This is a genomic window from Hydrogenophaga sp. NH-16 (genome assembly GCF_004006415.1).
Taxonomy (GTDB): domain Bacteria; phylum Pseudomonadota; class Gammaproteobacteria; order Burkholderiales; family Burkholderiaceae_C; genus Hydrogenophaga; species Hydrogenophaga pseudoflava.
Genome location: NZ_CP029344.1, coordinates 3,908,759 through 3,929,384, shown reverse-complemented (window position 1 = coordinate 3,929,384; position 20,626 = coordinate 3,908,759). Strand labels below are relative to the sequence as shown.

General features: G+C 62.8%; 23 protein-coding genes. 11 read left to right on the top strand and 12 right to left on the bottom strand.

The features are described 5' to 3' along the window. Nucleotides 1-39: 39 nt before the first annotated feature. Nucleotides 40-663 (bottom strand): cytochrome c biogenesis heme-transporting ATPase CcmA, encoded by a 624-nt coding sequence (gene ccmA / locus DD542_RS18940; protein WP_206610693.1) that lies wholly within the window; start codon nt 661-663, stop codon nt 40-42. Nucleotides 664-772: 109 nt separating this feature from the next. Then, nucleotides 773-2,917 carry a heavy metal translocating P-type ATPase gene (locus DD542_RS18935; RefSeq protein ID WP_066159789.1) on the bottom strand — a complete coding sequence of 715 codons (2,145 nt, stop codon included), beginning with the start codon at nt 2,915-2,917 and terminating at the stop codon, nt 773-775. Between the two features lie 266 nt (nt 2,918-3,183). On the opposite strand from DD542_RS18935, the gene DD542_RS18930 reads away from it, so the two are divergent. The 11 genes from DD542_RS18930 to DD542_RS18880 all read left to right on the top strand — a co-directional run bounded on the left by DD542_RS18930 (nt 3,184) and on the right by DD542_RS18880 (nt 10,974). After that, the gene (locus DD542_RS18930) at nt 3,184-3,366 is read left to right on the top strand and encodes a hypothetical protein (RefSeq protein WP_066159787.1); all 183 of its coding nucleotides are present in this window, start codon (nt 3,184-3,186) and stop codon (nt 3,364-3,366) included. A gap of 33 nt (nt 3,367-3,399) precedes the next feature. Continuing rightward, nucleotides 3,400-4,062: a thioredoxin domain-containing protein gene (locus DD542_RS18925; RefSeq protein WP_066159784.1), complete on the top strand. Its 663-nt coding sequence runs from the start codon at nt 3,400-3,402 to the stop codon at nt 4,060-4,062. A gap of 83 nt (nt 4,063-4,145) precedes the next feature. Next, nucleotides 4,146-4,790, top strand: coding sequence for a cation diffusion facilitator family transporter (locus DD542_RS18920; protein ID WP_066159781.1), 645 nt, complete (start codon nt 4,146-4,148; stop codon nt 4,788-4,790). Beyond that, nucleotides 4,765-5,157, top strand: coding sequence for a DUF3703 domain-containing protein (locus tag DD542_RS18915; RefSeq protein WP_241559595.1), 393 nt, complete (start codon nt 4,765-4,767; stop codon nt 5,155-5,157). Before DD542_RS18920 ends, DD542_RS18915 begins: the two co-directional genes overlap by 26 nt. Before the next feature lie 501 nt (nt 5,158-5,658). Continuing rightward, complete coding sequence (gene lspA / locus DD542_RS18910; RefSeq protein WP_084397543.1) at nt 5,659-6,165, top strand: signal peptidase II; 507 nt, start codon at nt 5,659-5,661, stop codon at nt 6,163-6,165. Beyond that, nucleotides 6,162-6,578 carry a disulfide bond formation protein B gene (locus DD542_RS18905; protein ID WP_066159776.1) on the top strand — a complete coding sequence of 139 codons (417 nt, stop codon included), beginning with the start codon at nt 6,162-6,164 and terminating at the stop codon, nt 6,576-6,578. Before lspA ends, DD542_RS18905 begins: the two co-directional genes overlap by 4 nt. Continuing rightward, nucleotides 6,575-7,279, top strand: a complete 705-nt coding sequence (locus DD542_RS18900) for a thioredoxin domain-containing protein (protein WP_066159774.1) — start codon at nt 6,575-6,577, stop codon at nt 7,277-7,279. The genes DD542_RS18905 and DD542_RS18900 overlap by 4 nt, the downstream gene beginning before the upstream one ends. A gap of 100 nt (nt 7,280-7,379) precedes the next feature. Further along, nucleotides 7,380-7,919, top strand: coding sequence for an SCO family protein (locus DD542_RS18895; RefSeq protein ID WP_066159771.1), 540 nt, complete (start codon nt 7,380-7,382; stop codon nt 7,917-7,919). Nucleotides 7,920-7,982: 63 nt separating this feature from the next. Further along, nucleotides 7,983-9,287 carry a M23 family metallopeptidase gene (locus DD542_RS18890; protein WP_164868435.1) on the top strand — a complete coding sequence of 435 codons (1,305 nt, stop codon included), beginning with the start codon at nt 7,983-7,985 and terminating at the stop codon, nt 9,285-9,287. Nucleotides 9,288-9,307: 20 nt separating this feature from the next. Further along, nucleotides 9,308-10,567, top strand: a complete 1,260-nt coding sequence (locus DD542_RS18885; protein WP_164868434.1) for a L,D-transpeptidase — start codon at nt 9,308-9,310, stop codon at nt 10,565-10,567. Nucleotides 10,568-10,689: 122 nt separating this feature from the next. After that, nucleotides 10,690-10,974 carry a CopK family periplasmic copper-binding protein gene (locus tag DD542_RS18880; protein ID WP_066159762.1) on the top strand — a complete coding sequence of 95 codons (285 nt, stop codon included), beginning with the start codon at nt 10,690-10,692 and terminating at the stop codon, nt 10,972-10,974. A gap of 47 nt (nt 10,975-11,021) precedes the next feature. Here DD542_RS18880 and DD542_RS18875 read toward each other — a convergent pair whose 3' ends face one another. The 10 genes from DD542_RS18875 to DD542_RS18830 form a co-directional block, all read right to left on the bottom strand. Then, entirely contained in the window at nt 11,022-11,546 is a 525-nt protein-coding gene (locus tag DD542_RS18875) for a metal-dependent hydrolase (protein WP_127806697.1), read from the bottom strand. Nucleotides 11,547-11,576: 30 nt separating this feature from the next. After that, nucleotides 11,577-13,913: a heavy metal translocating P-type ATPase gene (locus tag DD542_RS18870; RefSeq protein WP_084397535.1), complete on the bottom strand. Its 2,337-nt coding sequence runs from the start codon at nt 13,911-13,913 to the stop codon at nt 11,577-11,579. Nucleotides 13,914-13,917: 4 nt separating this feature from the next. Further along, nucleotides 13,918-14,151: a DUF2933 domain-containing protein gene (locus DD542_RS18865; protein WP_066159755.1), complete on the bottom strand. Its 234-nt coding sequence runs from the start codon at nt 14,149-14,151 to the stop codon at nt 13,918-13,920. A gap of 20 nt (nt 14,152-14,171) precedes the next feature. Further along, nucleotides 14,172-15,587: a multicopper oxidase domain-containing protein gene (locus DD542_RS18860; RefSeq protein WP_066159752.1), complete on the bottom strand. Its 1,416-nt coding sequence runs from the start codon at nt 15,585-15,587 to the stop codon at nt 14,172-14,174. Between the two features lie 281 nt (nt 15,588-15,868). Then, the gene (locus DD542_RS18855) at nt 15,869-16,369 is read right to left on the bottom strand and encodes a hypothetical protein (protein WP_084397553.1); all 501 of its coding nucleotides are present in this window, start codon (nt 16,367-16,369) and stop codon (nt 15,869-15,871) included. A 159-nt stretch (nt 16,370-16,528) separates the two neighbouring features. Further along, nucleotides 16,529-16,891, bottom strand: a complete 363-nt coding sequence (locus tag DD542_RS18850; protein WP_084397532.1) for a cytochrome c — start codon at nt 16,889-16,891, stop codon at nt 16,529-16,531. 140 nt (nt 16,892-17,031) lie between these two features. Then, nucleotides 17,032-17,370, bottom strand: a complete 339-nt coding sequence (locus tag DD542_RS18845; RefSeq protein ID WP_066159747.1) for a copper-binding protein — start codon at nt 17,368-17,370, stop codon at nt 17,032-17,034. Between the two features lie 49 nt (nt 17,371-17,419). Then, nucleotides 17,420-17,911 (bottom strand): cupredoxin family protein, encoded by a 492-nt coding sequence (locus tag DD542_RS18840; protein WP_066159744.1) that lies wholly within the window; start codon nt 17,909-17,911, stop codon nt 17,420-17,422. 60 nt (nt 17,912-17,971) lie between these two features. Continuing rightward, a complete protein-coding gene (locus tag DD542_RS18835; protein ID WP_066159741.1) occupies nt 17,972-19,360 on the bottom strand; it encodes a copper oxidase in 1,389 nt (462 codons plus the stop codon). A gap of 13 nt (nt 19,361-19,373) precedes the next feature. Continuing rightward, entirely contained in the window at nt 19,374-20,483 is a 1,110-nt protein-coding gene (locus DD542_RS18830) for a TolC family protein (protein ID WP_127806696.1), read from the bottom strand. Nucleotides 20,484-20,626 lie beyond the last annotated feature (143 nt).

The window sequence follows — 20,626 nt, the reverse complement described above, 5'->3', positions numbered from 1 at the left end:
GCGCGGCGGAATTGATCGGGAGTGTGGTCTCGCCGGAGTTCACAGGCTGAGAAACTGGTGCGGCGTGCCGTCGAGCGTCACGCCCTGGTGGCTGGTGAGCACCACCGAGCCACCGCGCAGCATTTGCGTGCGGATTAGGTCTTCGAGCCAGGCGGTGGCGGCGGTGTCGAGGGCATTGAAGGGCTCGTCGAGCACCCATAGGGGTGCAGTCCGCGCCAGTACCAAACGCGCCAGCCCACAGCGGCGGCGCTGGCCTTGCGAGAGGCGGCGCACAGGCGTGCGCGCGAAGCCGCGCAGGCCAGCATCTGTCAGCGCCTGCAAGGCTGCGGCCCGGGTGACAACCTGGCCACCCAGAGTGCAGGCAGTCAGAAGGTTGTCCAGCGGAGATAAATCGTCCTTGAGCGCGGCGGCGTGGCCCACGTACACCAGATCGCGGCCCCACTGTTCGCGCTGCGTCGCCAGCGGCTTGCCCCGCCACAGCACTTCGCCTTCAGTAGGGCTGAGCAGGCCACACATTAGGCGCAGCAGGCTGGTCTTGCCCGCGCCGTTGGCCCCACCAACGCGCAGCAACTGGCCCCCTGGCACCTGCAGATTCAGGCCGCTGAACAGGGTGCGTCCCCCACGTACACACGCCACCTGGTTCAGGGCCAGGGCGGCGCTCACGCGCAGACCTCGGGGTGGGGCGCCGGGGTTTTCACCGGTATGACTCGAAATTCGCATGTGAACTTGCTGTGATGCACTTGGCGCCAGACGTCTTGCGGAACAAACATGATTAGCGAAGATTCAGGGCTGTATTGAGTGCCGCAGGCTCTCCTTGGCCCTGTTTGACACGGCGCAGAAGGCGCAAGCCGTTTCCGACCACAAGCAGACTCGCGCCCATGTCCGCGAAAACCGCCATCCACATCGTTGCGCTACCCACCACGGCCAGCACGAAGAAAACAGCCTTTATGGCCAGAGCGAGGCTGATGTTCTGCCACAGAATCGCGTGCGTTCTGCGGCTCAGCTCGATGGTTTCGGCGATCCGGCCCAGGTTGTCGTTCATGATGACGATGTCGGCCGCCTCCATGGCCGTGTCCGTGCCGGCCCCACCCATTGCGAAGCCGATGTCCGCCTGCGCCAGCGCGGGCGCGTCGTTGATCCCGTCACCTGCCATGGCGGTGTGGCCATAGCGCTTGCGCATGTCTTGGATGGCCGTCAGCTTGTCCTCGGGCAGGAGGTCGCCACGGGCATCTGCAATGTTCGCCTCCTGCGCCACTGCCTGCGCGGTGGCCGCGTTGTCGCCTGTGAGCATGACTGCGGTGACACCCAGTCGCTGGAGATGTGCAACCGCCGCCACGGAGGTGGACTTAATCGTGTCGGCCACCGCGAACAAGCCCAGGACTCCGGTGTCGTCCGCCAGGAGGGTGACGGTGCGGCCTTGCGTTTCATGGGCGATCAACTCGGCATCCAGTTGGGCATCGGACTGCTTGCGTTCCCGGATGAGGCGGTGGTTGCCCAGAACCATGGCCTTGCCGTCGACCATGCCCTCGACGCCACGCCCCAGCAATGCGGTGAATCGATCAACGTCTCCTGCAGCGCCATCGATCCCCGCCGCAATGGCCTTGGACACAGGGTGGTCGGAGCGAGCGGCGAGGCTTTTCGCCCAACGCTGCACCTGGGCTTCTTCGGCTTGCCCCCACGCCCCGAATGCCACCAGTTTCGGTTTGCCTTCGGTCAGGGTTCCGGTCTTGTCCACAGCCAAGGCCTTGATGAGGCGGGCATCCTCCAGGTAGGTACCTCCCTTGATGAGAATGCCTCGGCGCGCAGCGGCGGCCAGTCCGCTCACCACGGTGACAGGGGTCGAAATCACCAACGCGCAAGGACATGCAATCACCAGCAGCACGAGCGCCTTGTAGATCGCCGTCAGCCAAGCCCAGTCGAGCAGCAGCGGTGGTACCACAGCGACCGCCAAGGCCATGACAAAGACGGCGGGCGTGTAAATGGCCGCGAAGCGATCCACGAAACGCTGGGTAGGCGCCCGGGTGCCTTGCGCTTCCTCCACCGCGTGAATGATTCGGGCCAGGGTGGAGTTGCTCGACGCAGCGGTCACACGGAATTCGAGTTCACCGTTTTGATTGATCGTGCCTGCGAAAACTGAACTGCCTGGCTCCTTATCGACAGGAATGCTTTCGCCTGTGACGGGGGCCTGGTTGATGCTGCTGTTGCCTTTGGTGACCATGCCGTCAAACGCAACCCGCTCGCCTGGTTTGACCCGTGCAATGGCATCGAGCGCCACCTCGGTCGCCTTGATGCGGCGCCAGCTCCCGTCAGGTTGCTGGATTTCGGCATCATCGGGCGCGAGATCGACCAGGCCCTTGATGGCGTTTCGGGCACGATCGACCGCGCGCTGCTCGATAAGCTCCGCGATGGCATAGAGGGCCATCACCATGGCGGCTTCCGGCCACTGGCCGATGACGAATGCGCCCGTGACGGCGACCGACATGAGGGCATTGATGTTGAGCTTGCCATGTCGAACTGCGGTCAGGCCTTTGGCATAGGTTTCGAGACCCGCCAACCCGATGGCAAGGGCAGCAACCGCCATGCCCACCAATTTCCAGGCCATGGTTTCAGGCGCGAAAAAGGAGATGCCTTCTGCGGCCATCGCAAACACCAGTGCTGCTGCGAACCGTGCGTAGCTCGTGCCGGTGCCCGATGCGTGGTCGTGCGAAGCATGGTCCGTGACATCCGTACCCGCTGAAGCTGTCACGGCTTCGGGCGCGAAGCCCGCTCGGCGGATGGCGGTCAACGCGGCGGTGACAGCCTCATTGCTGCCATCGATCCGCAATGTCCGTTGTGGGAGGCGGAAGTGCAAACCGCGAATCCCGGAGATGGGCTCCACGGCGCGGCGAATTTCCGACTCTTCGACCGTGCAATCCATCGTCGAGATACGAAAGGTGTTCGGCGCAATCACTTCAACGCCGCCCGAATCGGGAGCAGCATGGGTCGCGGGCGCACAACAAGAGGACCCGTCTGTGGGGTCCGGCCGAGCAACTGCGGCATGATTGGTCCCGCAACACGCTTCGTGATCGTGTTGTGTGTTGGGCATCGGCGGATTTTCGTGGTGGTGTTTTGCCATGGGTCCTTACTCGAAGCGAGAATTTCACACCCTGTACCAACTACAGAGTCAAGCTCTTTGTGACGTATTTGTTCGAGATGGCGGGTGTGTTCGCGATGGAGATTCGCGGTGCTGGCCCCAGAGAACCAATACTCACTGGGCAGATCGAAAGTCTGGCTGCCTTCAGCGCCACAGGCGCTATTTTTCAAGCCCCCGGACAGCAAGGTTTCTACCTGATGCAGGGCATGGCAACTGAGGTTGCCGCTGTTTGATTCCAAACAACCTCATCACTTCGAGGATTTCACATGACCCGCCGTCACATCGTCGTTCTATCGGCGCTGATCGCCTTGGCAATGTTTTCCGCTGCTGTCTTTCTTTATCAGCGCCATACCCTGCAGACTGCGGCTTTGCAGGCCTCAGAGCAGGCCGGTTCAATGGTGCGACCACACTCGCCAGTCATTGGTGCCACGGACGCACCAGTCACCATCGTGGAGTTCTTTGATCCTGCATGCGAAGCCTGCAAAGCCTTTTATCCCCGAGTCAAGCAGATCCTTGCTGCGTTTCCACGTGAAACGCGCCTGGTGATTCGGTACACGCCATTTCACCGGGAAGTGTCAGTGGAAGCGGTTAGGCTTCTTGAAGCGGCTCGTGCACAGGGGAAGTTTGAACCCATGCTCGAAGCTCTACTGGATGGGCAACGGGCGTGGACGGGTCAGGGGGCAAAAGCCATTGATCGCGCATGGGCCATTGCGCAGTCTTCCGGCCTCGACGTAGCGCAGGCACGTCAGCATATTGCCTCTGGCATGGTGGATACCGTGCTGTCGCAGGATGTCTCGGATCTGAAGGCTATCGGGGTACGAGCCACGCCGACCTTCTTCGTCAACGGGAAGCCGCTGTCTTCTACTGATCCGGAACAGCTCTACGAGTTGGTAAAAAGCGAAGTCGAGCGAATTCGGAAATCTCGGTGACCCTGGTCGTTTGAGGTGCAGACTTGACTCTGTAGTTGCTCCATGGTTTCCAATGCCCTCATTCTGTACCTGCAGGAGTTCCCATGTCCGCCCACTGCTGTGAGCACGAAACCCCAAAGCCCACCCAGATTGCCAACCTGACACGCTACCGCCGGGTCTTGTGGATCGCTCTGGCGGTGAATGCTGCGATGTTCGCTGTTGAACTGTCGGCCGGATTCACGTCTGGCTCCCTGTCTCTCATTGCCGATGCCATCGATTTCGCGGGTGACGCGCTGAACTACGGCGTGTCTCTTGCGGTGCTGGCGTCGGCACTGGCATGGCGGGCGCGTGCCGCCATGCTCAAGGCCGTCAGCATGATGGGCTTTGGGGTGTTTGTTCTGGGCCAGGCCATCTGGTCGATCTGGAACGGGGGAACGCCTGATGCGCCGACCATGGGCGTGGTGGCCATCATGGCGCTGGCCGCCAACGTGGGCGTGGCCTGGATGCTCTACGCCTTCCGCGAAGGCGACGCCAACATGCGCAGCGTCTGGCTGTGCTCGCGCAATGACGCGATCGGCAATGTGGCGGTGTTTCTGGCCGCATTGGGGGTGTTCGGAACCGGAAAAGCATGGCCAGACCTGAGCGTGGCCAGCCTGATGGCGGTGCTCGCCCTTCACGCCGGCTGGCAGGTGCTCCGGCAGGCCCGTGGTGAACTGACAGTGAATGATCACCATGGTCACGCCCACTGACACTTCGCACACCGTTGATTTCGATGCTGCAGTGTACATGCGGCTGCTGTCGAGCTACAAGCAATCCAGCGACGCCCAGCCCGGGCAGCGCTGGCTTTTGCTGGAAGCCCTGCATGTGCTGGGCCAGACGCGGCTTTATCCGCACCTGGAGACACATGTGCTGATGCTGGGGCTTGGATGGCGCACCCGAAACTGGGCCGAAGTCCGCGGGCAAATCGTCCGCCTGATGCTGGTTCCTCTGGGACATGCCTTGGGGCGCTTGCCCCTGGGCAACAGCGGCCGCTCGAACATCAGCGCCTTCCAGCCCATGCCCGTGCGGCAGGACATTGCAGACGCCATCAGCAGAGCCCGCGATTCAGGCCGCTAGGGTTTTGACCGGTTTTCATGAAGGCCAACCACTACAATTCCATCATGCGTTCTTGGCTGCTAGTCGTGTTGATGATGTGGATGCCGCTGCAGCTGTCCTGGGCTGCATCGGGGTCTTATTGCGCGCACGACCAGGATGCCACGGTGCAGCATCTCGGGCACCACGCCCACCAGCACCAGATCGCCGAAGAGTCTGCTGCCAACCAGTCGGCCGCTGGCGCCGTGTCGCCCGATTTCGATTGCGGAACCTGCCACGCCAGTTGCTCCATGGCCTTGCAAGCATTGCCCTCTTCAGGGTGCGTTCAAGCCAGCTCGGTGGTTCTGCCTCGACCTCGCCCATGGTCGGATTCTTTGCTCATAGACCGCCCTGATCGGCCACGGTGGACATCCCCGGTTTGACCGGGGATTGGCTCACCGCGCGGTAGCTCCGCGCACCCATCAATCCCTGCAAAGCGCACCAATCCCTTGGGGTTGGTGATGTTTTCATTTTCGGGATTGATTCATGCATTTTTCTCTTTGGCGGGCCCACCCCCGCTTGCTCTGGCTCTTCGCAGTGGGGGGCATGATCGCTTTGGACCAGATGACCAAGGCCTACTTCGCCGCGACGATTCCCTTTGGATCATCGGTGGAGGTGACGAGCTGGTTCAACCTGGTTCATGCCCTGAACGAGGGGGCCGCTTTTTCGCTCTTCGCGGATGCGGGTGGCTGGCAGCGCTGGTTTCTCATTGCCATCAGCATCCTGGTGGTGGTTCCCATCACCTTCACCAGCCTGGTCAAACACGCCACCCCCCTGGATCGTCTGGTCGGGTCACTGATCGTGGCCGGTGGAACAGGCAACCTCCTGGATCGCGTTTTCAACGGCGCGGTGACCGACTTCCTGGACGTGCACTGGCGCGGTCTGCACTGGCCGGCGTTCAACCTGGCGGATGTCTTCATCGTCCTGGCCGTGATCGGCTGGGGATTGATGTCGTTGCCACTGTCGTCCGCCAAGACCCGGAGCGAACCATGAAGAAGGACTGGACCCTGCTGCTGATGGCCTGGCTGGTGGCGACCACTGCCACCCTGGGCGCGCTGTTCATCGGTGAAGTCATGGGCATGACGCCCTGCGTGCTGTGCTGGTACCAGCGCATCTTCATGTTCCCCATCGCCATCGTTCTGGGCATCGCCTGTTTCAACGATGACCGCCGGGGCGCCGTCTATGCCCTGGCCCTGGCCTTGGGCGGTCTGGCCATGGCCGGCTACCACACCCTGCTGGTCGCGGGCCTGATCCCCAAAGCCTGGGTGCCGTGCAGCGCAGGGGTGTCTTGCGCGGACCAGAAGCTCGAAATCCTCAATGGTGTCCAGATTCCCTGGCTGTCATTGGCCGCGTTCTTGGCGCTGGTCATCCTTCTCGTCGTCTACCTCAGAAAGTCCTCCCGATGAATTCCAAAAAAATCACCGTCGCAGCCCTGGTCGCCATCGTCCTGGTGTTCTTCTTCCTGGGCATGAATGCCTACCAGAAGCGGGTCCAGAACTCGCAGGCGGAAAAGGTCAATCAGGTCGTCAAAGAGTCCACCGGTCAGCCGGTCAACCCGTCGGGCAGCCAGGCAGACAACCGCCTGGTCCGCTTCCATTCGCCGGTCTTTGGGCCGCGCAACGCGCCGGTCACCATCGTCGAGTTCTTTGACCCTGCGTGCGAAACCTGCCGCGCCTTCTACCCCATCGTCAAAGACATCCTCAAGCAGTACCCGAACGATGTGCGCCTGGTGATCCGGTACGCCCCCTTCCATGCGGGCTCCGATCAGGTGGTCAAACTGCTGGAGGCCGCCAAACTGCAGGACAAATACCTGCCCGTGCTGGAGATGGTGCTGGCCGCCCAGCCCCAATGGGCCGACCACGGCAAGCCCAACCTCGATCTGGCGTACCGCGCAGCGCAAGATGCTGGTCTGGACATCGCCAAGGCACAGGCCGACGCACAGACTCCGGCCATTGACGGAGTTTTGAAGCAGGACATCGAGGACCTGACCGCCCTGGAAGTGACCAAGACGCCCACGTTCTTCGTCAATGGCCGCGGACTGCCGTCTTTTGGCGATCAGCAGTTGATGGCGCTCGTGGCCGAAGAAGTAGCCAAAGCCAGGAAGTGACATGACACAGCGCTCTTCAACCATTTCAGACGACTCGTCCATCGACCGTCGGCGATTTGTTCAGACGTCTCTCGCTTGCTTGGCAGGTATCCCTGCGTTGATGGCCTGTTCACCAGAAGCTCCCAAGTTCAAGAGCACCGATGTGACCGGCGCCTCCTTCGCCCAGGATCTGCGGCTCAAGGATCACCTTGGCAACCTGAGGACGATGAAGGACTTCAAGGGCAAGATCGCGGTCGTTTTCTTCGGCTTCACGCAGTGTCCGGACGTCTGCCCCACCTCGATGACCACCATGGCGGAAGTCAAGCGCCTGCTGGGCGCTCAGGGTGACCAGTTGCAGGTGCTCTTCATCACGGTGGACCCCGAGCGGGACACGCAGGCGCTGCTCAAGGAGTACATGGCGAACTTTGACCCGAGCTTCATCGCGTTGCGGCCCGAGCCCGACGAACTCAAGGACGTCGCGGCGGGCTTCAAGATCTACTACAAGAAGGTCCCGGGCTCGACCCCGACCTCCTACACCATGGACCATTCGGCAGGCAAGTACATCTTCGACACCGAAGCCCGGGTCCGCCTGTTTTCCGCCTACGGAACCGATGCCGCCACGATCGCGTCGGACATCCAGATCCTTTTGTCCAATGCTTGAGGCGCGTCAAGCCTTGGCAAAGCCACCGTCTGTCCTGCCATGAAGCCAGTCCACTTGCTCCCTTTGAAAACACTGATCCAAAGCCACCGACGGCCCGTGCTGGCGGCCCTGGGCAGCCTGATGCTGGGCACGGGTGTCGTGGCCTTTGGCGTCTCACCCAACTTGCCCGACGCGGCCCAGTGGCCGGTTCGGCAGGTGGTGGAGACCGTGGATGCGCCTCTGGCGGAGCCTGCGCTGACGGCATCGACGCCCGAGTTCCTGATTCACCAATCGCAGCTCACCCGCCGTGACGACTCCCTCCAGGCCTTGCTCAAACGGCTGGGTGTCGATGATCGTGAAGCACAGAGCTTTCTCGCGCGTGACGTCACATCGCGCCTGCTGCTGACCGGTGCATCTGGCAAGCTGGCTTCTGTCACCCGGACCCCCGAGGGGCAATTGAAGACCTTGTCGGTGCGCTGGGTGGACGCCAACAACCAGCGCGTCAGCCGACTGGTGGTGGAACAGCAGGACGGAGGATTCAACGCCCGACTCGAACAGCCCACGCCACGTCGCCTGGTGCAGTTTGGCTCGCTCACCATTCGCTCCTCGTTCTACGCGGCCACCGATCAGGCCGACATTCCGGATGCCATCGCCGCGCAGACGGTGGAGGCTTTTTCCGGGGACCTCGACTTCCAGCGCGACCTGCGGCGAGGCGCGCGTGTCGGCCTGGTCTATGAAGCCTTCGAGCTGGATGGTGAAATCCTGTTCGCAGGGCAGTTGCTGGGCGCCGAGATTCAGAGCGGCCAGGAAACACACCAGGCCATGTGGTTCCGGGCGCCCGGCAAAGCGGGCGAGTTCGTCAGCCTCGATGGGGAGAGTCAGCGACGCGCCTACCTGGCATCGCCCCTGGCGTTTTCCAGGGTCACCAGTTCTTACGGGCCACGCATCCACCCTGTGTTCGGGGGGCAAAAAGCCCACAAGGGCACGGACTACGGCGCGCCGGCCGGAACCCCGATCCGAACCGTGGCCGACGGCGTGGTGAGCTTCGCCGGTCGCCAGGGTGGCTATGGCAACTACGTCGTGATCCAGCACCCCGACAAGGCCGCCACCGCGTATGCACACATGGAACGCATCACCGTCCGCTTGGGCCAACGCGTGCAGCAAGGCCAGACCATCGGAACGGTCGGCTCCACCGGAACGGCGACAGGCCCGAACCTGCACTTTGAATACCTCGTCAAAGGCGTGCAAACCAACCCGTCGCGGATCGCCAGCGATCCATCGGTCTCGACCGTTGCGGTGGCCCAGCTGCCCGGCTTCAAGCAGGAGTCCAAGGCCATGCGGGAACAACTCGCCATGGCCGCTTCCGTCGCCCTGGCCCACGCGCAATGACCTTTGGACAGAACGACGCCATGTTGGTACCACCCGATCGGGTCACCACCCGACGAAAGTTGCTCTCCCGAGCCGCGCTCGCGGGTGCGTCTCTGGTCCTGCCATTCGGGCAAGCCAGCGGCCAGACCCCCAGGAGCAGCCTGAACGATGGCGCTGTTCTGGCCGGCTCATTGCGTTCGTCGCCGGAAGCACGCCTCATCGCGGTCTACCGCGCCATCGCAGCCGGGGACCGGCAAGCCCTGCCATTGGCTGCGGCGCTGGTGCGTGACGTGCCAGGTTTCCAGTTGGGACAACTCGTTTACGGGGACCTTCTGATGGCCCAGAGTGGAACGCTTCCCAGCTTCGCCACGGTGACGGATGGCCCTCCCGCGGTTCGGGAGCAACTGCAAAAACTGCGCGCCGAGGCCACCCGGCGCTTGGGTTCGCTCAGAGAGATGCCACCGCCCGGCACCGTGCCGGAGCAGGTGCTGGAGCTTGCCCGCAATGTTCGGCATGTGGTCGTCGTGGACGCCAGCCATTCACGGGTCTATGTGTTCGCGCAGCAGTCCGGCGGCCTGCAGCTGATCCGCAGTTTCTATGCATCCATCGGTCGAGCGGGGTTCGACAAAGAGGTGGAAGGCGATCTGCGCACGCCGCTGGGTGTGTACCACATCACCAGCCGGCTGGACGACCAGCAGGTCGAAGAGCTGTACGGCATCGGCGCGCTGCCGCTGAACTACCCTAACGAGCACGACCGCCGGATGGGCCGCACGGGCGGCGGCATATGGTTGCATGGCGTTCCTCGCGTGTCCTACGTCCGCAGCCCCTACGCCACCGAAGGTTGTGTCGCCTTGGCCAACGACGACATGGCCTACCTCATGCGCGAGCTGGAGCCGCGCCGCACGCCGGTCATCATTGCCGACGAGGTGACTTGGGTCAGACCGGACACGCTCTCCAGCCACAGAGCGGAGTTCCGCGAGTTGCTCTCCCGCTGGACGGAAGCCAGGTCATTGGGCGACCGGGCGACGATCCAGGCCCTGTCCACCCGAGATTTCCAGGCAGACGAAGGGGTGCAGGACCGGCCGCTCAAGACGCTGGTGCGCGCTGCAGCGCCAACGCGCCAGAACCGGCGCATCGATCTCAAGGAGGTGTCGATCTTTCGCTGGAAGCGCGGCACCGAAGTCACGGTGGTCAACTTTGCCGAGGTCGTGGCGGGGGAGACACGCGGGCTGGTCAAGCGCCAGTATTGGGGCAAAGAACAGGGCCGCTGGAAGCTGTTCTACGACGGCGTGACGGGCTGACAAATAGCAGTCAAAACTGTCATCTGCAGGCAAGCTAGCGGTCACCCGCACCTCACTACATTGCATCTGTACACGGTACCTCGTTGCATCACCCGATCAACGTGAAACTTTCAGGAGCAACCATGATTCGCAAGTTCAACATCCTCGTCCTTTCGCTCGCCGCAACCCTCCCGGCTTTTGCCATGGATGCGGCCCAATCCGAGGCCAAGCAGACGGTGCCGCTGGTCAATGGCGAGACCTTGTACGTCTTCAAGGACGGGAACATGGCCAAAACCAACCAATTTGGACGCACTGCATACCTCGCCAAAGGAGAGGTCGTTCAATCGGTGGACGGTCAGAAGATCAGCACGGTGGGCAACGAAGTCGCTCGTCTTGATATCCTGGCGCGCAAGGGTCACCACAACTGATCGCGACCTCTGCGCAGAAACAGCCACCCTGTCTTGGGGTGGCTTTTCTATTTGTGGCGGAACATCACGGTGGCAACAGCCAACATAGCCAGATAGTTGACCACCATGAACCACGGGGTGTTCCACGCTATACCGTCGAACCCCCAATAGGTCACCGGATAAAAAACCGGGGATGGGTAGAAATCAGCCGAGTGGGTAAAGACATCGATCAGGATGTGGGACCACCAGCCCAGCAAAGGTATCCAGAGGCGTCTCAACCACAGCCAGCAGCCGGCAGTGACCACACCGGCCACCAAGGCGCTGTGCATCACACAATGCAGGTGGTGCGTGAGTGCCGTGATGGTTGGAGACATCGCCGGCTCATAGCCCGGCAGCGCATTGGCATAGGCCTGCAGGACAGACCAGCCATTCGAAGTGAGCAGTGCAAGGTATCCCAGAGGAAGCAACTGGACCAGATCAGGCACCACCGCCATACCGATCGCCAGGGTTGCAGTGCGACGGTCCAGGCGTCGATGCCTATGCATCCACGCTGCGCCAAGGCCCACCCACACCCCATGCGCAACAATGTCCATGGTCAGACCTCGTTGTAGGGTGAGCCTGCGCTAGAGCCGTGCCGACCTGAGGCGCAGCGCATTGCCAATAACCGACACAGAGCTCAGGCTCATGGCCAGCGCAGCAATCAAGGGCGACAGCAGCCAGCCCGTCAACGGGTACAGCACACCGGCGGCCACCGGGATGCCCAGTGCGTTGTACAAAAAGGCAAACACCAGGTTCTGCTTCATGTTGCCCACGGTCGCTTCCGACAGCGCCCGCGCTATAGCAATCCCGCGCAGATCGCCTTTGACCAGGGTCACCTGCGCGCTGTTCATCGCCACGTCGGTCCCGGTCCCCATGGCCACGCCCACATCGGCCTTGGCCAGTGCCGGCGCATCGTTGATGCCATCACCGGCCATGGCCACCACGCGGCCTTCTTTCTGCAAGCGCTCGACCAGCAGCAGCTTGTCAGCCGGCTTGACCTCGCCATGCACCTCGTCGATGCCCAGGCGGGCGGCCACAGCCTGGGCCGTGGTCAGGCCGTCACCGGTCGCCATCACGATGCGCAGACCCGATGCCTTGAGGGTCGCCAAGGCCTCCGGCGTGCTGGCCTTGACCGGATCGGACACCGCCAGCAGGCCCATCAGCTGGCCATTCACGGCCAGGTGCATCACGCTGGCACCTTCTGCGCGCAAGGCCTCGGCCTGTGGCACCAGCGCCGCGACGGAGACACCGAGCTGTTCCATCAGCGTGGTGTTGCCCAGCGCCAGCTGGCGCCCGGCCACCTGACCACGCACGCCGATGCCCGAGCCGGATTCGAAGTTCTCGGGTTTGTCCAGCGCCATCCCGCGTTCGCGGGCGGCGCGCACGATGGTTTCGGCCAGCGGGTGCTCGCTGCCCTGGTCCAGGCTGGCGGCCAGGCGCAGCACCTCGTTGGCTTCAAAACCGGGCGCGGGAATAGCGCGCTCGAAACTCGGGCGGCCCTCGGTCAGGGTGCCGGTCTTGTCGATGATGAGGGTGTCGATCTTGCGCATGTTCTCGATCGCCGCGGCGTCCCGGAACAACACGCCGTGCGTGGCGCCCCGACCGGTCGCGACCATGATGGACATGGGTGTGGCCAGACCGAGGGCGCAGGGACAGGCAATGATCAGCACCGACACCGCATTGATCAGGCCGAACACCCAGCGCGGCTCGGGGCCGAACAGGCCCCAGCCGAAGAAAGTCAGCAAGGCAATGCCCACCACCGTGACGACGAAGTAGCCCGCCACCACGTCGGCCATGCGCTGCATCGGCGCGCGGGAACGCTGTGCCTGGGCCACCATCTGCACGATCTGCGACAGCATGGTGGACGCACCCACGCGCTCACTGCGCATCACCAGCGCGCCGCTGGTGTTAAGCGTGGCACCAATCACCTTGTCGCCCACCCGTTTGGCCACTGGCATCGGCTCGCCCGTGAGCATGGATTCATCGACCGAACTGCCGCCTTCGGTCACCTCGCCGTCCACCGGGACTTTTTCGCCGGGGCGCACACGCAGCAAGTCACCCACGTGCACATGGGTCAGCGGCACGTCCTCTTCCGTGCCGTCGGCGCGGATGCGGCGGGCGGTTTTGGGCGCCAGGCCCAACAGCGACTTGATGGCGGCCGAAGTCTGCGACCGTGCCTTGAGTTCGAGCACCTGGCCCAGCAGCGTGAGCGAGATGATCACAGCGGCGGCCTCGAAGTACACGGCGACGCGGCCCATGGAGATGAACGAGTCCGGGAACACCTGTGGCGTGACCGTCGCGACCACGCTGTAGACAAACGCGGCCCCCGTGCCCAGCCCGATCAAGGTCCACATGTTGGGACTGCGGTTCATCACCGATTGCCAGCCACGCGAGAAGAACGGCCAGCCGGCCCACAGGACGATGGGAATGGACAAGACCAGCTCGACCCAGCTCTGCACGGTCATGTCCATCCACTGGAGGCGGTGGCCGAACATGGCGAGCACAAAGACCATCACGGTCAGCGGCAGCGTCCACCAGAAGCGGCGCTGGAAATCGCGCAACTCGGGGTTGTCGTCGTCTTCGAGTTCCGGCAGCAGGGGCTCCAGCGTCATGCCGCACTTGGGGCAGTTGCCTGGATGCTCCTGGCGAATCTCGGGGTGCATCGGGCAGGTATAGACCGTGCCGGCAGCCGCTGGCGCGGAGTCTGCAGGCGCCGTGGACACCAGGTACTGCAGCGGGTTGGCCGCGAACTTGCCTTGGCACTTGGCACTGCAGAAGTAGTAGGGACGACCTTCGTGTTTCAACGTGTGCGCCGACTGCGCCGTGACCTTCATGCCGCACACCGGGTCCTTGAGATCGGTGGGCGAGACGGGCTGGGGCGGCGGGTGGTTGTCGTGGTGATGCTGTGCATGCATGTCCATGGCCCTATTCCTTGTCGTTGTAGGTGCGCCGTGGCGTCTGTGCATGGTTGCCGTGCCCATGCATCAGGTGCATCAGCGGGCACGCCAGCAACAGCAGGTAGGGCCAGTAGCCCGTGACATGGCCCCAGTGCTCGCGCAGCAGATAGAACCCGGCGATCAAGGCAGCTGTCGCCAGCGCCATGCCGGCTGGGCGCCGCCAGAAAGAAGGCACATGGGGTTCGTTGTCATCGTGGTTCATGGTGTCTGGTGCTCCGTTGGCTAGGCTTTGACCGCGTATCGCATCATCATTCCCGCCTCGGCGTGTTCAAGCGTGTGGCAGTGAAAGACGTAGTCCTGATCGCCTTGGTGCGCATGCGAAAAGTCGATGGCGATGCGCACGGATTCACCTGGCCACACCTGCAGGGTGTCGACCACGCCCTGGTCCTGAGGCAGCAGGCCGCGTGCACCGGCCAGGGTGCGAACCAGCGCGGGACTGCCCAGGCGTTCGAGCACCCGGAACGAGAACCCGTGCAGGTGCATGGGGTGCGGCATGCTGCGTTCGGCGTTCTCGATCAGCCAGGTTTCACGCGTGCCCCGCTGGACGGTCAATGGGACCGCAGCGTGGTCGAACACCCCGCCGTTGATCGTCCAGTGGCCCTTGCCATCGTGGCCCAGTTGCATGCGCCGCGCAGCGCCCGCCGGCTCAGCCGGAGCGGTGAGGCTGGACAGGCGTGCAGGCAGACGGCGGTCGTAGGGTGTGCTGGACGGCTCCAGGTCGATGCGCATCAGCGCCAGTGCATCGCCTTCCATGGCCATCGCCACGGGCGAGGCGGCGCCTTGTGCCGCCCCATGCTGGCTGTGGTCCATCGCGGCCATGTCATGACCACCCTCCTGGTGCATCGGGTCGAAGGGCAAGGATGCCAGGGTCACCGGGCGGGTGGGGTTGGCTTCCCGGAAATCCACCAGCACATCCAGCCGCTGGCCCGGGGAGAGAAAGGTCTGATCGATACGCAAGGGCTGCGCGAGCAGGCCACCGTCCGTGCCCGCCAGGTAGAAGCCCAGCGCCTTGCCGTCCTGCAGGAACGCGAGCCGGTAGCTGCGCGCGTTGCTGCCGTTGAGGATGCGAAAGCGCACGATGCGACGCCCGGCCTTCAGGTGGGGACGCTCGGTCAGGTTGACCATCAGCCGGCTGCCCACCCAGCCACCGAAAGACTGGGCGGCGCTGGGCGCGTACTGGAGGCGCCCTTGCGCATCGAACTCCTTGTCCTGGAGCACCAGCGGGATTTCGGATTCCCCCAGCGCCAGCGCCAACTCCTTGCGCAGGGCGGCTTCATCGTCGTCTTCGACAAACAGCAGGCTGGCCAGGCCGTGATAGGCCTGCTGAGGAATGTATCCGTGGGCGTGGGGGTGGTACCAGTACATCGACGAACGGTCCTGCAAGGCGAACGCATAGTCCATGCTCTGGCCCGGCGCCACGACGTCGAGGCCATTGCCGTCGTTGCGGGAGTCGACACCCAGGCCATGCCAGTGAATGACCGTCGGTTGATCGATGTGATTGATCAGCTTCACCCGCATCTCGTCGCCACGGCGGGCCAGAAGCGCCGGGTTGAGGAACTTCTTGCCACCCGATTCCACGGCATAGGCCAGGATGGGTGTGCGCTGCCCCGGCAACACTTCAATCTCGCTGCGGACCACATGGACTTTCTTGAAGTCTGTCGCAGGCAGAACGCCAAAGAGACCACTGCTTCCCGGGAGTCGCAAGGGGTTGGAGAAACCCGCCGCCTGTGCCTCAAGGCGAAGGATCTGTTCTGAGGACAGGCCTGACTGGGCAAGGGTGGCCGCCCAGATGCCTGGGCAGGCCGTCGCGGCCCCCAGAGCACCCACGCTACCCAGAAACTGCCGCCGCGAATACATCGACATCACAAAATCTCCTGAATGAAAACGAAAGCTGGCGCTGCGTCAGAACGTCGACGCGGTCACTGGGCACCGGTGCTGGCAGGCGACTGCGGCATGCGCTGCATCATCATTTCCATCATGTTCTGCATCATGTCCATGCGCATCTCCATCATTTGATGGCGCTGGGTCAGGTCCGGCGTGGCGGCGCCAGGCGTCCCCATCCCCGGCATGCCAGACATGCCACCCATGGACTTCATACCCTTCATCATGTCCATGCCCTCCTGCATCGCCTTCATGTGCTCTGCCATCAGAGACTGGCGGTCGGCCGGCGTTTTGGCCGCGGCCATCTTGGCGCGAAGTGCCTGCATGGTGACCATGTGCTGCTGCATGTGCTCCTGCATCTGCGGCATCGAAGACATGCCCATGGGCATACCGGCCTGAGGTGCGATTTGTTGGGTTGCGGTGCTGGCCGCCGAGGTGGACGGGTGGTGCTGGGTATGGTCTGCGGTTTGCTGCGCAGCGGCCGCGAACGCAATGCCGGCGATGGCGGCTGCCACCAGAGAGCGAATCAACTTGGACATGTCCATTTCCTTTCATGACTGGCTGCTGGCGGGATTGCCAGAGCTGGCATGGAGGTGATCGGTCACCGGGTGGTGCGTGTCACACCTTCACGCCATGCAGTCACTGTAGAAATCGATCAGGGTCGGCAAGATGACCCGAGGATGACAAAAAAGTCAGATTCAGTGTTGCGAACGCTGGCTCGCCTGGCGGTTGAGCTCGTCGTGCTGGGAGCGGGTCTCGGGTGGCCACTGGGATTTGATCCAGGACAGCACGGCGACGATGTCGGCGTCGCTGATGGAATCGCCGAAGGCGGGCATGTTGGTCGCGTAGTCCGCTAGCCCTGCGGCTTTCGCCACGCCGTCCTTGGTTAGCTGAAACAGCACATCGTCCGGGTGGTGCCAGGTGTGACCGCTTTCGTCATGGGGCGGCGCTGGCAATCGCCCGTCTGGGGCCCTTTCTCTCCAGTTGGCTTGACCCTCCAGCTTCACGCCATGGCAACTGGCACAGCGGACCTGGTAGATCAGCGCGCCTTGCTTGAGCATCACGGCGTCGTCAGGTCGAAGCAGCCCGACAGGCTCTGATCGGAAGAGGTCAGGAGATCGCCACCCGAAAAAGGCTGCGGCAACCCCTGCCAGAGCAAGGACGGCCGCAGCTAACCGGAGTGACTTGAAACGGTGAAGGATCACTTCGCCGGTTGGATGTCCGTCACCGTCATCTGACCGTTCTCGTTCGTGGCCATGAACTGAATCTTGGCGCCGACGCTGGTCTTCTCCAGCAAGGCCTTGTCCTTGACCACGAAGACCATGGTCATGCCAGGCATTTCCATGTGCTTGATTTCACCGTGCTTGATGGTGATCTTGCCCGCCTCTTTGTCGATCCTGCGGACCTCGCCGTCGGTCATGCCGGGCATGGCTGCCATGCCCATTTTTCCGTGGTCCATGTTCATCTGAGCGAACACGGGGTTGACTGCAAAGGCCGTGAAGGCCAGAGCGGTTGCACTCAGAACCAGTCGCAGTTTCATCGTGAATCCTTGTGTCGTTGGGTAGAGGTTGTGATGATCGGAAAGCCGCTTACTTGGCTGCCACCTTGACCTGGCCCTTCATGCCGGCCTCGTAGTGGCCCACATGCAAGCAGGCGAAGTTCACCACGCCGGGCTTGGTGAAGCGCCAGATAACTTCACCTTGCTTGCCAGGCTTGAGCGAGATCTTGTTGGCTTCTTCGTGCTCCATGCCCGGGTTCTTCTTCATGACCTCGTAGTGCTCTTTGAGCTCCTTTTCCGTTCCGAGACTGAACTCATGCGGCACTTTGCCGGAGTTCTTGATGACGAAACGGATGGTTTCACCCTTTTTCACCGACACGTTCGAAGGCGTGAAGCGCATGCTGTCTGCGGCGTCCACTTCAATCGTGCGTGTGACGTTTGCGGCGACACCGGCCTCGCCGATCGGCGACTCATCGTGCCCACCGCCGTGGGTGCCACCAGCGAACGTGGCGGAAGCTGCCAAAGCCGCAGCAGCGAAAACAAAGCCAGCACGGGAAGCGCTATTGAACTTGACGAATTTCATGGTTGTCTTTCAGGGTTGTGGTTGGGAAACAGTTGAGGAGAACTTGGATACGCTGAGCGCTCAGTGCGACATGCCTTTGGCGGTGGGCTTGATCGCCTGGGCGGTGGCCGGTGTGGTGTCGCTGCTGGCCGCAGGACGCGGTGTCGGGGGAAGTGCGCCGTTCCACTCGTAGGCCACGGTGCCTTCGGGGAACTTGTACGGGCCTGGGTCCTTGTAGTCACCCGGCTTCTGGTCCTTGCGGACCTTGAAGACCGTGAACATGCCGCCCATCTCCAGCGGGCCGAACTGGCCGGTGCCGGTCATCATGGGGGCCGTGTTGTCGGGAATGGGCATCTGCATTTCGCCCATGTCGGCCATGCCGCGTTCACCCATGAGCATGTAGTCGGGCGCCACCTTCTGGATCTTCTTGACCAGGCCGCGGTGGTCCACGCCAATCATCGTGGGCACGTCGTGCCCCATGGCGTTCATGGTGTGGTGGCTCTTGTGGCAATGCATGGCCCAGTCACCTTCTTCGTCGGCGATCAGCTCGATCTGGCGCATCTGCCCCACGGCCACATCGGTGGTGACCTCGTACCAGCGGGTGGACGGTGGCGTCGGCCCGCCATCGGTGCCGGTGACCAGGAATTCGTGACCATGCAGATGGATCGGGTGGTTGGTCATGGTGAGGTTGCCCACCCGGATGCGCACCCGGTCGTTCAATCGCACGTTCAGCGTGTCGATGGCCGGGAACACCCGGCTGTTCCAGCACCAGATGTTGAAGTCCGTCATGGTGTTGATCTTGGGCGTCTTGCTGCCGGGCTCCACGTCAAACGCATTGAGCAGGAAGCAGAAGTCCCGGTCCACCTCGCTGATGTGCGGGTGTTTGGCCTTCGGGTGGGTCACCCACATGCCCATCATGCCCATGGCCATCTGCACCATCTCGTCGGCGTGCGGGTGGTACATGAAGGTGCCGGGGCGCCGTGCCTCGAATTCATACACATAGGTCTTCCCCACGGGGATGGCGCGCTGGTTCAGACCGCCGACGCCATCCATGCCGCTGGGGAGGCGCTGGCCATGCCAGTGGATGGTGGTGTGCTCGGGCAGCTTGTTGGTCACGAAGATGCGCACGCGGTCGCCCTCGACCACTTCGATGGTTGGGCCTGGGCTCTGGCCGTTGTAACCCCACATGTTGACCTTGAAGCCCGGCGAGACCTCGCGCACCACCGGTTCGGCCACCAGGTGGAATTCCTTGACGCCGTTGTTCATGCGCCAGGGCAAGGTCCACCCGTTGAGCGTGACCACCGGGTTGTAGGGCCGACCGGTCGTCGGGATCAAGGGTGGCGCCGTCTCCACCGAAGTCTGGATGACGGGCTCGGGCAAACCAGCCAAAGCGGAACGGGCCACGGCCAAGCCGGCCACGGATGCGGCGGCGCCGGCAAAAAACTGTCGTCTGGAGTTTGTGTTTGTCATGTGTTGTGTCCTTTCAATGTGCGGCCGCAGTCGGTGCATCTCCACCGGCACCACCCAGCGAGACGAAGCTGTCCGGTTCTCCGCCCTGCAAGACCCACTGAAGATCGGTCTCGGCGATCCAGAAGTCGCGCTGTGCGCCAATGGCGTCTACCGTGGCTTGGGACTGGTTGCGCACCTCGTCCAGCAGATCCCAGACGCTTTTGAGCATGCCGTTGTAGTGCAGCACCGTTTCTTCGGTGATGAACTCACGGGTCTTCAGCACATCCCCTTGGCTGTCCTGCGCCAGCGCATGGGCGGCCCAGTAAACCTTCATGGCGCCTCTGGCCAGCGCTCGGTTGCGCAGGCTCTCAGCTCCAGGCAATTGGTTGCGGATCGCGTCGGCACGCTTTTGCAGATCGGCTTCCGTCATGGCCTGCGCCGGGATGGCGGGAAGCTGGTCTGGGAGCACAAACCCATCCTGCAAACCCGTTTGCCCCATCGTCTTGACCAATTTGTTTTGGGCCTGGGCGGCGGCTTGCTGCGCCCGCCGGAGATTCATGCGGGCGGTCGATGCCGCGAGTTGAACTTGCGACAGTTGCAACTTGCTCCAGTTGCCCACCGTCACCATGCGCTGCCCCAGTTCAAGGGCGGCCTGGGCGGCCTCCATCATGTCGCGCTGGTGTTTCAGAACCTGTTGAGCGGCCACAGCTTCAACCCAGGCTTTGCGCCCCGCTGCAGCCACCTCCAGCACCTCACCAGCATCTTCGACGCGCCGTTGTAGGCTGGAGTCGAGTTCTGTCCAGCGGCCTTCTGCGATCAGTTGTTCATTCAGGGGACCCAGTTTCGACAATGGACGAGCCAGTTCACGATGGACCGTCCAGGCCATACGAACTGCGGCCTCTGCGTTGGGAATGGCAACACCCGTGGTACTACCCGGCGTCGTGGTGGACGCCCCCGCATTGGCCTGTTCCCACTTGAGCACGTCGGCATGCCCACGCTTGAGTGCACCCACCGCGTCGTTGGCCCGGCGCCAGTCGGGTTCTTGCGAAGGGCTGGCCGTTTGCGCTGAGAGCGCCAGCGGCAGGGCCAACAGGCCCGCCACCAGTAGTTGGCTTGTGGCTCGGTGACAAAACAAAGATTTCACTGCTTTCGCTCCTTTTGATGCAGATCAAGTGGTGCGGATTCTGGCGGCGCGAGTTCGTCACTTCCCTGTCGGTCAGATTACAAAAATGTCAGCTTCGATCACGCCCGCTCCGCTGAGGGCAAACTTGCGGTCAGGAGAATGTG

Excerpts from the sequence above, each read along its gene's own strand:
- DD542_RS18920 (WP_066159781.1), top strand. The coding sequence starts at position 4,146 with ATGTCCGCCCACTGCTGTGAGCACGAAACCCCAAAGCCCACCCAGATT.
- DD542_RS18925 (WP_066159784.1), top strand. The coding sequence starts at position 3,400 with ATGACCCGCCGTCACATCGTCGTTCTATCGGCGCTGATCGCCTTGGCA.
- DD542_RS18915 (WP_241559595.1), top strand. The coding sequence starts at position 4,765 with ATGATCACCATGGTCACGCCCACTGACACTTCGCACACCGTTGATTTC.
- DD542_RS18885 (WP_164868434.1), top strand. The coding sequence starts at position 9,308 with ATGTTGGTACCACCCGATCGGGTCACCACCCGACGAAAGTTGCTCTCC.
- lspA (WP_084397543.1), top strand. The coding sequence starts at position 5,659 with ATGCATTTTTCTCTTTGGCGGGCCCACCCCCGCTTGCTCTGGCTCTTC.
- DD542_RS18935 (WP_066159789.1), bottom strand. The coding sequence starts at position 2,917 with ATGGATTGCACGGTCGAAGAGTCGGAAATTCGCCGCGCCGTGGAGCCC.
- DD542_RS18845 (WP_066159747.1), bottom strand. The coding sequence starts at position 17,370 with ATGAAACTGCGACTGGTTCTGAGTGCAACCGCTCTGGCCTTCACGGCC.
- DD542_RS18875 (WP_127806697.1), bottom strand. The coding sequence starts at position 11,546 with ATGGACATTGTTGCGCATGGGGTGTGGGTGGGCCTTGGCGCAGCGTGG.
- DD542_RS18855 (WP_084397553.1), bottom strand. The coding sequence starts at position 16,369 with ATGTCCAAGTTGATTCGCTCTCTGGTGGCAGCCGCCATCGCCGGCATT.
- DD542_RS18905 (WP_066159776.1), top strand. The coding sequence starts at position 6,162 with ATGAAGAAGGACTGGACCCTGCTGCTGATGGCCTGGCTGGTGGCGACC.
- DD542_RS18895 (WP_066159771.1), top strand. The coding sequence starts at position 7,380 with ATGGCCTGTTCACCAGAAGCTCCCAAGTTCAAGAGCACCGATGTGACC.
- DD542_RS18870 (WP_084397535.1), bottom strand. The coding sequence starts at position 13,913 with ATGGACATGCATGCACAGCATCACCACGACAACCACCCGCCGCCCCAG.
- DD542_RS18840 (WP_066159744.1), bottom strand. The coding sequence starts at position 17,911 with ATGAAATTCGTCAAGTTCAATAGCGCTTCCCGTGCTGGCTTTGTTTTC.
- DD542_RS18900 (WP_066159774.1), top strand. The coding sequence starts at position 6,575 with ATGAATTCCAAAAAAATCACCGTCGCAGCCCTGGTCGCCATCGTCCTG.
- DD542_RS18835 (WP_066159741.1), bottom strand. The coding sequence starts at position 19,360 with ATGACAAACACAAACTCCAGACGACAGTTTTTTGCCGGCGCCGCCGCA.
- DD542_RS18850 (WP_084397532.1), bottom strand. The coding sequence starts at position 16,891 with ATGCTCAAGCAAGGCGCGCTGATCTACCAGGTCCGCTGTGCCAGTTGC.
- DD542_RS18865 (WP_066159755.1), bottom strand. The coding sequence starts at position 14,151 with ATGAACCACGATGACAACGAACCCCATGTGCCTTCTTTCTGGCGGCGC.
- DD542_RS18880 (WP_066159762.1), top strand. The coding sequence starts at position 10,690 with ATGATTCGCAAGTTCAACATCCTCGTCCTTTCGCTCGCCGCAACCCTC.